Here is a 12,143-nt window from a genome sequence, read left to right as displayed (position 1 = left end):
CTTGCTCCAACTGCTCGGATGAGCGGTTGCTCGGCCGACGGGACTGGGGGCTTAGGCTCGTGCCGCTCTTCGCCAAAACGGCTCATCCTTCCAATTCACGGGCCTCCGTTTCAGCCAAGGCAGTCCGCGGGAAAATAGCCTCGGTTCATCGATGTGTAGGCCGACGGGAACTCAGGGGTGTGCTCTCTTCAGTCATCCTCTCGGCCAGTCAGGCCTTCAGCAATTTCACGCCCGGTTGATGCTGGTCCGCGTGGGGGTGCACCAGATAGTCGATCGATGTGAGGGGACGTCTGTCGGACTTCGTAAGCGGACGCTCGGGTCACGATGCCCCGAAGGACAGTTTCGGCCGACAAGCAACACTTCAACATTGCAAATTGAATGGCCGGTTCCTGGGTGGAACCGGCCTCTGAATGTCTGAGCGACGGTGCGATCGAATGACTCTTCATGGCCGACAGTACTCATCCACAGAAGCCGCCCGAAAGCGGCCGTCTATGATTTTCAACGGCCGCTCTACAGGACCTTCATTGAACTGGTGCTCTCGGCCATGAAGCGTCGTTCGCTCGGTCTCGCGATCGGACATCTGAGCGACTACTTCACCCAACAAACCGCCCCTCGACCCGTGGCAATGCTTGTCGCATCATTGGCCAATATAGCGAACGGTGGCTAGACGGCATGCAGTTGTAGCCGCAATGCAACTGATGCGATAAAGCGATGGACACATGCCTTCATTCAAGTTCTCTCATACGGGGCAAGCTTGTGAGCAAGGTAAAGCCGGTTCATTAAGCGCAACTCGTCAGGCCCGCCGGGGCTCGACGGGGCAGATTGGTCAAGCGTCATGGCAACCATCGTCTTCATATTGTTGAGCAAGACGACAGCCATATCTACGGCGCTGTCTTCCGGCAGGGTAGGCACCCTGAGTCGTAGGGTATGGGCGATACGTTTGAGCGTTTTCTCGCGATATTCAAGTCGCTTGCCTGCCCACTCCGAACGAGCGTCCAGCAAGGCGACCAGCGCCCTGGTTTCGTCATGAATCTCCGCGATGGAGTTCACCAGCCGATCTGCCAGTTCGTGGAGCGGCATGACGCTGGCGCGTGCATCGATTTTTGCACACTGTGCTTCGCGCAGTTCGTCGTAGCGCTGCATCAACGCGTCGGCGAGAAGCTCCTTGTTCGGGAAGAAGCGATAGAGCGAACCTACTTTCGTGTCGGCGCGCTCCGCTATCTCGGCCATCGTTGCGGCTTCGTAGCCGCGCTCCTGAATTACCTTGGATGCGGCTGCCATAACTGCTGCAACGCGCTCTCGGCCGACGCTGCGCTGGGGTGCGAGTGCTGGGCGATCGAGGTTCGAACGCGCGTCGGCAGATCGGGGCGTTTTCTTATCTGGGCGTGAAGACATGCCTGAAGTTTGCCAGTTCGGGGCACTGTCAGCCAGATAACGTTATTTGAGGATAGACTCAAATAACGTTATGCTTGCCCCTGCTTGCTAGCCAAGTTCCCCACCCATCCAAACTTTTACTGTGGAAAAGACATGACCAACCCCCCTCTTGTCGACCCCAGCAAATCTGCCCTTCTGGTGATGGATTACCAGATAGACACCCTTGGAAAGTTCATGGAGCCCACCGATTCCAGTGAGGTCCTGTCGGTTATGCCGGAATTGCTCGCTGCCGCGCGGTCTGCTGGCATGCTGGTCATTTATGTCGTTGTTTCTTTTCGTCCTGGCTATCCCGAAGTCAGCCCGCGCAACTCGATATTTTCTTTCATTGCCCAAAACGGGCTTTGCCAAGCTGGCAGTCCGGGGGCGCAAATCCACCCTGCTGTTGCCCCGGTCGAAGGCGAGATAGTTGTGATTAAACATCGTATCGGGGCTTTCAGCGGAACCGACCTCCAGACCATTCTGCAATCACAAGCAATTGAAACCCTTGTGGTCGCAGGCGTACATACCAGCGGTGTTGTCCTTTCGACCCTCCGTCAAGCATTCGATCTCGACTACCGGATTGTCGTAGCGCGCGATTGCTGCGCCGATCCCGACCAGGAGGCGCACGATACGCTCTTGAACCGGGTATTCCCCAAGCAGGCGACCGTCACCTCGGCTGCTTCGCTCTGCGACGCAATACGGACCTAACCTTGCCGATCCGAGGTGGTCGCGCGAACGGCCACTGTGCTTTTGAAGGCTGCCGTTCATGAGGAAGTGGCTCGAGCGGCGGCAGTGGGTCGGCTGCTGTCGATCGCTGCATCGCGCTGCCTTGGCGTGCACATGCCGCTTGCACGAGGCACTGAACGGCCAGGAGGCGACGTACGCTAAGGCCTTCCGGTGGACATTCGAACGACGGCTATACTCAGGTATCGACGACTCAAGTGCAGGCTCGATACGATAGTCTGTCCGCCTTTGCCATCGTGTCAGCACGTACGCACTGACAGTCGCGATTGGAACGGACCGTCTACGCTCAAACCACTCTATTCCCAGGTCGCCGGAGCCCACGTTATGGTCGCCCAGCTCAATCACACCATTGTCTGGTGCTCGAACCAGAGCGCCTCAGCCAGGTTTCTGGCCGAAATGCTCGGCCGGCCAGCGCCGAATCGCTTCGGCCACTTCGACGTCGTCGATCTGGACAACGGGGTCTCGCTCGATTTTGCCAAAGTTGAGGGCCGGATCCAGCCGCAGCATTACGCCTTCCTGATCAGCGAAGCTGATTTCGACGCTGTATTCACCCGGATCAAGGATCGCGGACTGGAATACTGGGCCGATCCGAGGGGTAGCCGGCCGGGCGAGATCAACCACAACGATGGTGGGCGCGGCGTCTATTTTCGCGATCCTGACGGCCACTACCTCGAAGTGATCACCCGGCCTTACGGCAGCGGCGAGTGAGTGAGGTTATGCCATCGACACCGTGTGGGCCTGCGATCTCTATGTTCCGCGGACGCAATGGCAGGTGCAGCCGTTCGCTTCGGGCTGAAGGCCCCGGATGCGCTAGAGAGACCTGAATTGATCGCGTCCTGTCCGTGGGCAGCGAGCGATCGTGTTTACCGCGCGGATTGGTGAACATCAAGTCAGACTTCCTCATTGAAGCATGAAGGTGCATACGCAAACGGCACCTTGGCCCCGAACAGCGACCGGCCGTCGGCGTCGCACGATTGACCGGTGGACTCTTTGAAGCCGCTGTTGACCGCGCGCTAACCCCAAAGGCGGCTATGGGTCGACAAGACTCATTCGCCAATAACGAATGCTGACATTCGCCGGAACGGGTCGCGAATGTCGGCATATTGGCTCGGACATTCAGGCGAGCCGACCAGGATGAGACGGAGGGCTGCCCGCACAAGAAAAGCCCGCAAGGGATCGCAGGCTGTGGGACAGTCATTCGCAGTTGCGGGCCGTACGAATGGCGCTGATAACTATAGGCCTCGTGGCGTGCACGCCCTTCATTTGGGGCTGACCGAGTCGCACGCACTCTGTACGACGGCGTCATACGCACTGCTCGAATGATCAGCGACGCGGTAACTCACCACCTTTTCATTGCGGATGAAAACTTCGGTAAGCAGGTTGCCAACATACCCGTTGTAACTGTTTTTCGCATTGACTATCAGGTACACGCGATAACCGAACACAGCAGGCGCTCCAGGTGCGGCTCGCGTCCATCCCGACGATGGTTCATTCAGATATTGCACCACGGCGCTCGAAGGTTCATTTAGCATTGTCTGCCGATAGGCATCGATCAGGGCTTTGTAGTCGTCAGAGTACGTGCCGTAGGTCGCTGCCTCCGGCGTGTTCTTGTCGCACATCGGCGCAACCCGTGAGCACGCCTGCGATCAATACCGCTGCGCTCGCGGCCCTCAGCTTCGTTTTCATCACTTCGCCTACGCGGCAGGTTTTTCATACGGCTTCTTATCTCTTGTCTGTACTTTTTGTGGCGCAGTATAGCCAGAGCAAAGGGGCGAGTGCCACTAATCGAGGAGCTAGACCTTCGTTGTTAGAGACTTCCACTCTTTACTCCTTGCCGGTCCCCCGGCGCACTGACATGTTTATTACGCTCTACGGTTCTGATCGGGACTGGATTGCAGTGGCCAGGTCAGGCCCTAAAAGCCGGGCGGGGGCGGCAAGGGTAGGCCGGGTGGGGGGGGCAGCGATGGCAGGGATGGCGGGGACGACAGGGACGGAGGGGACGGAGGGGACGGAGGGCGCGGCAGGGACGGACGGGACGGCAGGGACGGCAGGGACGGCAGCTTTGGCAACCCACCTACGGGCGGCTTGAGCATATCGATAACGGATTTCAGCTTTTGGGCGATGGCCTCGGTGACCGCCTTTTTCGCTTCGTCCGCGAGCGCCTCGCACACGGCACGGATGATCTCGGAGGGCGTGGCGCCGTTTGTGGTCGCGCCGATATTGACGAGATGCAGCGGAGGCAGCGGTACCGTAAGCGGGCCTCCGGGCAGGTGCATGTCAAGTGAGAGTGTGCCGCCCATGACGGTGAGGTTGCGGATGATGACCTTGCGCGCGTTGCTGCCGGCCCGGATGGCGGCCGGGGTGGTGGAATAGGTCTGGGCGTTGTTCTTGATGGTCTCCAGGTTGCTGGTGGCGGTGGGACTTTCCGCCTTGTAAGTAATCTTCGGCGCGATGACTGTGGCGGAATCAACAATGACAGGGCCGCCGCCGAGAAGTGAGCCGCTTTCCACCTGCAAGGCGATACGGTCCACCACTACGGCGTAGGGCGAAGAGAAACCAGTGGGGTTGCCCACGGTAAGTCCATCAAGCGCGCCCACGCCGGTTAAGGGCGAGAATTCGACGCTACCCACGAGCACCTGCGTCTGGGTCGCAAGCGCGCCTTCCGTCTCGATGGCGGACTTGATGGATGGTTCGAACCGGGCGAGGAGGGTCCACAGCGCAATAGCGGCGACGGCGAGCAGGGTGGCAACGGCAAGTCCGAGGGTTTTTTGCATGGTGTTGGGTGATCCATGAAAGGCGATGGCCCGTCCAGACGCGCGGCCGTGTTAATCAGCAGTCGCCAATATTGACTACAGAAGTGGCTTGGAAATGGAAAAATGGGAAGGCGGTCTGAAGGGGCTTTGTTCGGATGGGGCTACTCTGCAATACCCACATCCGAACAGCGCGGGGGCAGGGTGTTGAGTGCGCAGCGTAAGGGGGACTGAAGGGGCAAGCGGTTGAGCGCGAAGCTCGAGTCCGGCGATAAGTCGTTGCGACTGACCTTGCCAGCCGCAACGACCTCAGCTTAGGACTGTTGAAAACAGGTCACTCTGCCTGAACCTTCTTCGGCTTAGGCGGCGATTGCACCTTCGCGTACTGGAACTCGGGCGTTGCCTTCAGGGCGTCCTTGGTGGCGCCCGGCAGATATAGATTGCCGCCGCGCACGTCGAGTGCGGCGATGGGCACCGCGACGTCATGCGTGGCGACGCCGAGGAAGCCGGCTGTAGCGACGATGGCCGCCGACACGGAGCCGTCCGGGGCCACGATCAGATCTTTGACCGCGCCGATTTTTTCGTTCTGGTCGTTGTAGACCGATTTGCCCAGCACGCTCTTCTTGACGCTCCATCCCTGCAAAAGCGCCTGGGACTGGCTAATAGTGACGCTCAGAGTCTGTGTGCCGGCGACCTGTGCGTGCGCACCGATACATGCTGCAAGTGCCACTGCTACCAATACTGCCTTGTGCAAAGCCATACGTTCACTCCATGGTTAGATTCGGTTTCTGGCACGTTCTTCGGCCCCGGGGGGCGACGCCGGCCAATGTCCCTTCGCTACCGCGGGCAATGTCCCAATGCCACTTAAAGGTTGGGACGGCGGGAGTCGCATAGGTTAGTGAAACACCGGTTCGGCGCGGCCGAGAGCCTGTATGCCAGATCGTTGGGCGCCAGTTTATCCACTTGCTGTCGGCTTACAAGCCCCGTGGCGCCAACTCATAGTTCCCGTTTTTGCAACCTTGCCGGCCTACCGTGCGACAGAACCAACGACGCTTAAGCAAGTCGAGCAGCCGACCCAGACCGTGTACCATCCATTGCCAGCGCAATGCGATCGTTGTCACAACTGGCTGCCACAGGACGAAGCCCGTGTGTCGGAACGCCGGCAAGTATTCGATGTGCCCCCGACAGCCTGTGATGGGATCGAGCACCTGTCCCCCGTCCGGTTGACGATGAACTGCTACCTGTAGACCTTGCCTGCCGAACTTACGTGTATGACCGACGTAAGTTCGATAGCTGCCGTTGATGCCGCCCGGAGTCGAACGGCTCAACTGGGTCGGGAGTGTGAGTTCGCTGATGCAGGAAGCTGCCGTCGGGTTGTTCGATGCCGCCACCGTCAGCAATCCGCCACATTGCTGACGCACAACGCGGCTCGAGTCAATCGGTTTGCCAGTTCACCGGCGGGGATTTGCCCCTAACCGCCCACGCTACGAGCACACGCGAGCAGGCCGCCGGTCGTAGTGGGTACGCTCCGAGACCCGCTCTTCACGCTGAAGGCGGCAAAGAGTCCGAATGTTTTCAACGCCATGAAAGTTTAAAGTCTCAAGCTTGCAAGGTCTCTTGTGGATTGGCACGCACCCATTTTGATGGTTCGATTCCGGAGATCGAAGTTGGAGCTGCTTGCGGCCTCGAGTGTTTGTTTTCGTCATAGTGTTTAGGTACGCGACGATCGAATGTGGTGGGACAAGAGGCGCCCGCGCGCACGCTCGTGCATCGCGAGTTAGTTGTGATGTGCGAGAGCAGCGAGGAAATTGCGGAGCAAAGAAGGCGGCGCTGATCCAGCCTCGGTCGCGGCTTGTGGGAGGGCCAAAGATCTCTGGAATTATTGCAATGGTGAATTTCCATGGTCGACCCTGCGCGAAAGCGGCTGATATGTGAAATATTAAAAACAGCTTTCATTTTTCAAGGTCTATTGCACGGCCATCCAGCGGCGTTTCCGAGTCTATTGCTCATTTTTCTGGGTCTATTGTGCAGGAACACCCCGACGCGAGTAGGCCTACGGAATGCCATCCTTGATTTATTGAACATCCGGTCATAATATCAGCGGACCGACGCAACCAGGCAACAAGGTCATCGCAATTGAGTCATTCAAAGCAAGCCGCGAAAAAAGCTGGCGAAACATGTCAGCGCGGCCGTCCGCGCGAGTTCGACACGGCCACCGTGCTGGCGAACGCGAGCCAGGTGTTCTGGGATCACGGCTACCACGCGACGTCGATCGACGATCTGTGCAAGGCCACCGGTCTGCTGCGCGGCAGCCTGTACGGCGTGTTCGGCGACAAGCACGGCATCATGCTCGCCGCGCTGGATCATTACTCGGAAGGCGCGGTCGCGCGGCTCGCGCAGCGACTGAGCGCGACGGCCGAACCGGAGCAGGCGCTGCGCGACGCGCTGCTGCACTACGCGAGGGTGTCCTGCGCATTGAGCGGCCGGCGCAGCTGTTTCATTACGAATACGACGCTCGAAATGCAGCCCGATGACGAAGTGCTGCGCGCGCGCGTCGCCGCGATTCAGCGCCGCATGGCGACTTTGCTCGCTGCGGCGGTGATCCGCGGTCAGGCGAGCGGCGCATTCGATTCGACGCTCGACGAAAAAGCCGTCGGCGATTTCCTGTTATGCGTGATGCAGGGCTTGCGGGTCATCGGGCGGGTCGCGCATCAGCAAGATGCGCTGATCGGTATCGTCGATGTGGCGATGCGCGCGCTGGTGTAACGCCTCGTTCGCGAGCAGTGGCGCAAAAATTTTTTAACCAATTTTTGAACGAGCGGTCATGAAAAGCGAAGCAATCAAGTCCGCTCCGGCGGCATTCGGTGGGTCCGTCAGCTGCGCGGCGAGCGCAGCCGTGACCGGTCCCGGCCCGGCGATGGCCGGCATGGCTGTCGCCGCCAAAGCGTCGGCGCCCGGCTTTCAGCGCCAGGCGCTCGCGCTCGCCGTGCTGTTCGTCGGCGCCTTTCTCGCGCCGCTCGATTACTTCATCGTCAATCTGGCGCTGCCGTCGATTCACACGGGCCTCAACGCGAGCGACGCGCAACTGCAACTCGTCGTGTCGGCTTATGCGTCCGCCTACGCGGTGCTGCTGATCACGGGGGGCCGCCTTGGCGATCTGTTCGGCCGCCGTCGCATGTTCATGACGGGCATGGCGGCTTTCGTGATCGCGTCGGCGTTGTGCGGCTTCGCGACGAGCGGGCACATGCTCGTGATCTCGCGCATCGTGCAAGGCATCGCGGCCGCGGTGATGGCGCCGCAAGTGCTCGCGACGATTCGTGCGGTCGTGCCGTTGCATCAGCAGACGCGCGTGATGAGTCTGTATGGCTTCGTGTTCGGCTTGTCGTCGATCGTCGGGCAACTCGGCGGCGGCGCGCTGATCACGTATCACCCGTTCGGGCTCGACTGGCGCGTGATCTTCCTGATCAACATCCCGATCGGCATCGCGGCGTTCATCGGCACATGGAAGTTCGTGCCGGAGAACCAGCCGGCCACGCATACCGGCGTCGATCTGAAGGGCGTCGCGCTGCTGTCGGCGGTGCTGCTGCTCGTCATCTATCCGATGACGCATGGCCGTGAAGCCGGCTGGCCCGCGTGGACCTTCGCCATGTTCGCACTCGCGGTGCCGGTGTTCGCGCTGTTCGTCGCGACCGAGCGGCGCGTCGAGCGCGCTGGCGGGCATCCGCTCGTCGATCTGCAACTGTTCCGCAGTCGCGCGTTCGCGCTCGGTCTCGTGCTCGCGTTCCTGTTCTATTGCAATAGCGCGTTCTTCCTGACCTACGGCATCTTTCTGCAAACCGGCCTGCACTGGACGCCGCTCGCGTCGGGCATCGCGATCATGCCGTTCGCGCTCGGCTTCGTGATCGGGCCGTTGACGTCGCCGGCCGTGGTCAAGCGCATCGGCGCCCATGTGCTGACGCTTGGTTTCTCGATGATGACGCTGGGCTTCACGGTGACCGGCTGGTCCGCGACCCAATCCGCGACGCCCGATCTGCTGTTCTACTGCGGGCTAGTGTGCGCGGGCGTCGGACATGGTCTGCTGTTGCCGTCGATCATGCGCATCGTGCTGCAGGAGGTGGTGCCCGAGAAGGCCGGGCTCGCATCGGGTGTGGTCTCGTCGACGTTGCAGATCGGCTCCGCGTTCGGCACCGCGGCGATCAGCGGCGCGTTCTTCGGGGCGCTCGGCGGCAGTTCGGCACCCGCCTCTTATGCGCACGCGTTCCAAGTGAGCCTCGCTATCAATGCCGTGCTGATGTTCGTGTGTATCGGCCTTAGCGTGCTGCTGGTGCGTCATCAGAAAGGCGTGCGGCGCTCAGTCGCCCCGGCAGTTTGAAATTAATCCGCTGGTAATCGTTTTCATTTGTTGGCTCGCTGAAAAAATCGTTCAATTTGAACGAAGCGGTATAACGAACTGCATGGTATTTACCGGCGATCTCCTCGTTCACAGGTAATTCTGATTTAGATCAAACTGGCTCAACCGATTAACGGCTCGACGACATCGCGCCAGCTTTTCTAATCAGACGAAACCAACCTCGCATTTTCTACCTGCCTGCAAATGGCCTGCAGTAAGTGTTGCGTTTGTGCGGTAGCGCACATAGGGTTAGCCGCAAGGTGTCGCGATGATTGTTTTCGGTAATACCGGGAACTTTAGCCGGCGAGCATGGACTGCGGCTCTAATGGAAACGGTATCAATAAAAAAGCGCTTGCCGCGTTTAAATTCGATTGTTAATCTGTCTTAACTTTAGAGTGTACGTTCAACAGGTCGGAGTCGATAAAGCCGGGCTCAACTTAATAAACGCTCAAGATAGGGGGACCCAATATGCTGACCGCTACCATTGACGCATTCCAGACAACATCCGCCGCCTTCAATGTGGGCGACGTCGTCAAGTTAAAAGAAGGAGGCCCGCGCATGACCGTGACGTACGCAGGTCCGGTCGCGCTGAATCCCGGCGACTGGGTGATCTGCGAGTGGTTCGACGAACACGGCGAACTGCGTCACGAAAGCTTTGCGGCGCAAGCCGTGCGGGCGGAGCCGCGCTCCATTCCGGCGGGCTCGGTACAGTGGAGTCGCATCGGGCGCGCGGCCTGAGTGACGCCCCTGAGTGACGCCCGTGCACGTCAATCAATCGGTTTCCTGTTGTTCGTTTGTTGCTCGTCTTGCTCGAGCCGCCCGAATCGTTTCAGCGCTCGGGCCGGTCGCGCGCGGCCTCGCGTCGTCGCACGCGCAGCGTCAGCGCCGATGAAAACGCGCGCAAGGTCGACACCTTGCGTGTCTCCACGACGTCCCGCGCGAGGCTCTCCGCCGGATTCGGCTGTAGCGCCCAATACAGCGCGAGCACCCAGCCGAGTATGGTCCAGCCGAGGCAGGCATTGAAGAGCGCGAGCGTCAGCACGTCGCGGCGCTTGAGCCGGTCCGCGATGATCGCCGGCAGAAAATATAGCGCCAGCGCGAACGCCGCGCCGATGGCCTGAACGGCCACGTTGCCACCCATACAAGCTCCTGATGCGCGATGCATGTAGCGATTGTCGCGCGAATGGCGGCCGCGCGCCTCGCACCTGCGCGTTCCAGTCTCCACCCCAATCACCGCAAGGGGTTCAGCCCGACACGCATCGGGACTATCATGATCGTTTCGACCGAACAGTACTTCACGGACCCGATCATGATCACCGACGACACGACCCAGCAGGCTCAACTCAACCCGGACACGCTGCGAGAATTCGTCGAGCGCAAGTGGAACGACGAGATCGTGCCCGCGCTGACGGACTACATCGCGGTGCCGGCCAAGAGTCCGGCGTTCGATCCCGACTGGGCGAAACACGGTTATCTGGAGCGCGTGATCACCGACGCCGCGCAATGGGCCGAGCAGCAACCGGTGCGCGGCCTGAAGCTCGAGGTGGTCCGCCTGCCGGGCCGCACGCCGGTGATCTTCTTCGAGACGGCCGCGACGCGCTCGGGCAGCGACGAAACCGTCGTGCTCTATGGCCACCTCGACAAGCAGCCCGAGTTCGATGGCTGGCGCAACGACCTCGGTCCGTGGACGCCGAAGTTCGAAGACGGCAAGCTCTACGGCCGCGGCGGCGCGGACGACGGCTACGCGATCTATGCGAGCCTGACGGCGCTCGCCGCGCTCGATGCACAGGGTGTCGAGCGTCCGCGCTGCGTCGGGCTGATCGAAACCTGCGAGGAGTCGGGCAGCTACGATCTGCTGCCCTACGTCGACGCGCTGCGCGAGCGGCTCGGTAATGTCGGGCTCGTCGTGTGTCTCGACTCGGGCGCGGGCAATTACGATCAGCTGTGGCTGACCACGTCGCTGCGCGGCCTCGTCGGCGGCGATCTCGAAGTGCAGGTGCTCGACGAAGGGATCCACTCGGGCGTCTACGGCGGCATCGTACCGTCGAGCTTCCGCATCATGCGGCAGCTGTTCGACCGTCTCGAAGACTCCGCCAACGGCACGCTGCTGCCGAAAGGCTTCCACTGCACGGTGCCGGCCGATCGTCTGCGCGAAGCGGAGGCCGCCGCAAAGATTCTCGGCGATGACGTCTGGAAGAAGATGCCGTGGGCGTGCGGCCAGGACGGCCGTCAGGTGCTGCCCACCACGACCGATCCGCGCGAGGCGCTGCTCAATTCGACGTGGCGTCCGTCACTGTCGGTGACGGGCGCGGCTGGCTTGCCCGCGCTCGCCGACGCCGGCAACGTGCTGCGTCCGCGCACGGCGTTCAAGCTGTCGCTGCGGCTGCCGCCGACCATCGAAGCGGAGAAGGCGGTCGCCGAACTGAAGGCGCTGCTCGAATTCGATCCGCCGTACAACGCGAAGGTCACGTTCAAGCCGGATGCGGGCGCGGCGAGCGGCTGGAACGCACCGGAGGTCGCGCCGTGGCTCGCCACCGCGCTCAACGATGCGTCGCGTCAGCACTTCGGCGCCGACGCGGCCTACATGGGTCTCGGCGGCACGATCCCGTTGATGAACGTGCTGAAGGCGGGCTTCCCGAAGTCGCAGTTCATGGTGTGCGGCGTGCTCGGGCCGAAGTCGAACGCACATGGGCCGAACGAGTTCCTGCACGTGCCGTACGGCAAGAAGCTGACGGCCGCGGTTGCCGAAGTGATTGCCGCGGCGCCGTGAGTTCTGGTTTCGTTTGAGTGGGGCTCGGGCGTGACCCGGGCCCGCTGTTTATCGATGCTGCTTTGATGCAGCTGTT

At 60.9% G+C, this 12,143-nt stretch carries 11 protein-coding genes; 6 read left to right on the top strand and 5 right to left on the bottom strand.

The window, feature by feature from the left end; all coding sequences use genetic code 11:
• Positions 1-729 precede the first annotated feature (729 nt).
• Positions 730-1,281 (bottom strand): TetR/AcrR family transcriptional regulator, encoded by a 552-nt coding sequence (locus OKW29_RS07365; RefSeq protein ID WP_429290525.1) that lies wholly within the window; start codon positions 1,279-1,281, stop codon positions 730-732.
• A gap of 246 nt (positions 1,282-1,527) precedes the next feature.
• Here OKW29_RS07365 and OKW29_RS07360 point away from each other — a divergent pair, with 246 nt between their 5' ends.
• On the top strand, positions 1,528-2,121 hold the full coding sequence (locus OKW29_RS07360) for a cysteine hydrolase family protein (RefSeq protein WP_429290524.1): 594 nt from the start codon (positions 1,528-1,530) through the stop codon (positions 2,119-2,121).
• A 360-nt stretch (positions 2,122-2,481) separates the two neighbouring features.
• Positions 2,482-2,865 carry a VOC family protein gene (locus tag OKW29_RS07355; protein WP_187616228.1) on the top strand — a complete coding sequence of 128 codons (384 nt, stop codon included), beginning with the start codon at positions 2,482-2,484 and terminating at the stop codon, positions 2,863-2,865.
• Between the two features lie 551 nt (positions 2,866-3,416).
• Here OKW29_RS07355 and OKW29_RS07350 read toward each other — a convergent pair.
• The 3 genes from OKW29_RS07350 to OKW29_RS07340 form a co-directional block, all read right to left on the bottom strand.
• Positions 3,417-3,776: a hypothetical protein gene (locus OKW29_RS07350; protein ID WP_429290523.1), complete on the bottom strand. Its 360-nt coding sequence runs from the start codon at positions 3,774-3,776 to the stop codon at positions 3,417-3,419.
• 294 nt (positions 3,777-4,070) lie between these two features.
• Positions 4,071-4,931 (bottom strand): hypothetical protein, encoded by an 861-nt coding sequence (locus OKW29_RS07345; protein ID WP_429290522.1) that lies wholly within the window; start codon positions 4,929-4,931, stop codon positions 4,071-4,073.
• A gap of 310 nt (positions 4,932-5,241) precedes the next feature.
• A complete protein-coding gene (locus OKW29_RS07340) occupies positions 5,242-5,667 on the bottom strand; it encodes a PRC-barrel domain-containing protein (RefSeq protein WP_429290521.1) in 426 nt (141 codons plus the stop codon).
• Positions 5,668-7,043: 1,376 nt separating this feature from the next.
• On the opposite strand from OKW29_RS07340, the gene OKW29_RS07335 reads away from it, so the two are divergent.
• From OKW29_RS07335 to OKW29_RS07325, 3 genes are all read left to right on the top strand, one after another.
• Entirely contained in the window at positions 7,044-7,673 is a 630-nt protein-coding gene (locus tag OKW29_RS07335; RefSeq protein ID WP_429290520.1) for a TetR/AcrR family transcriptional regulator, read from the top strand.
• 58 nt (positions 7,674-7,731) lie between these two features.
• A complete protein-coding gene (locus OKW29_RS07330; RefSeq protein ID WP_429290519.1) occupies positions 7,732-9,279 on the top strand; it encodes an MFS transporter in 1,548 nt (515 codons plus the stop codon).
• Positions 9,280-9,765: 486 nt separating this feature from the next.
• The gene (locus tag OKW29_RS07325) at positions 9,766-10,035 is read left to right on the top strand and encodes a YodC family protein (protein ID WP_184039698.1); all 270 of its coding nucleotides are present in this window, start codon (positions 9,766-9,768) and stop codon (positions 10,033-10,035) included.
• 91 nt (positions 10,036-10,126) lie between these two features.
• On the opposite strand, the gene OKW29_RS07320 is transcribed toward OKW29_RS07325, so the two are convergent.
• Entirely contained in the window at positions 10,127-10,438 is a 312-nt protein-coding gene (locus OKW29_RS07320; protein ID WP_429290518.1) for a superinfection immunity protein, read from the bottom strand.
• Between the two features lie 168 nt (positions 10,439-10,606).
• On the opposite strand from OKW29_RS07320, the gene OKW29_RS07315 reads away from it, so the two are divergent.
• Positions 10,607-12,067 carry a M20 family metallopeptidase gene (locus OKW29_RS07315; protein ID WP_429290753.1) on the top strand — a complete coding sequence of 487 codons (1,461 nt, stop codon included), beginning with the start codon at positions 10,607-10,609 and terminating at the stop codon, positions 12,065-12,067.
• Positions 12,068-12,143: the final 76 nt, after the last annotated feature.

The sequence above is a fragment of the Paraburkholderia sp. CI3 genome, assembly GCF_050436505.1.
GTDB lineage: Bacteria > Pseudomonadota > Gammaproteobacteria > Burkholderiales > Burkholderiaceae > Paraburkholderia > Paraburkholderia tuberum.
Note: the sequence above shows the minus strand (reverse complement) of the source record. Positions and strands in the feature narration are given on the sequence as shown.

Coding starts and splice junctions, on each gene's coding strand:
- OKW29_RS07365 (WP_429290525.1), bottom strand. CDS start 1,281: ATGGCAGCCGCATCCAAGGTAATTCAGGAGCGCGGCTACGAAGCCGCA.
- OKW29_RS07360 (WP_429290524.1), top strand. CDS start 1,528: ATGACCAACCCCCCTCTTGTCGACCCCAGCAAATCTGCCCTTCTGGTG.
- OKW29_RS07355 (WP_187616228.1), top strand. CDS start 2,482: ATGGTCGCCCAGCTCAATCACACCATTGTCTGGTGCTCGAACCAGAGC.
- OKW29_RS07350 (WP_429290523.1), bottom strand. CDS start 3,776: ATGTGCGACAAGAACACGCCGGAGGCAGCGACCTACGGCACGTACTCT.
- OKW29_RS07345 (WP_429290522.1), bottom strand. CDS start 4,931: ATGCAAAAAACCCTCGGACTTGCCGTTGCCACCCTGCTCGCCGTCGCC.
- OKW29_RS07340 (WP_429290521.1), bottom strand. CDS start 5,667: ATGGCTTTGCACAAGGCAGTATTGGTAGCAGTGGCACTTGCAGCATGT.
- OKW29_RS07330 (WP_429290519.1), top strand. CDS start 7,732: ATGAAAAGCGAAGCAATCAAGTCCGCTCCGGCGGCATTCGGTGGGTCC.
- OKW29_RS07325 (WP_184039698.1), top strand. CDS start 9,766: ATGCTGACCGCTACCATTGACGCATTCCAGACAACATCCGCCGCCTTC.
- OKW29_RS07320 (WP_429290518.1), bottom strand. CDS start 10,438: ATGGGTGGCAACGTGGCCGTTCAGGCCATCGGCGCGGCGTTCGCGCTG.
- OKW29_RS07315 (WP_429290753.1), top strand. CDS start 10,607: ATGATCACCGACGACACGACCCAGCAGGCTCAACTCAACCCGGACACG.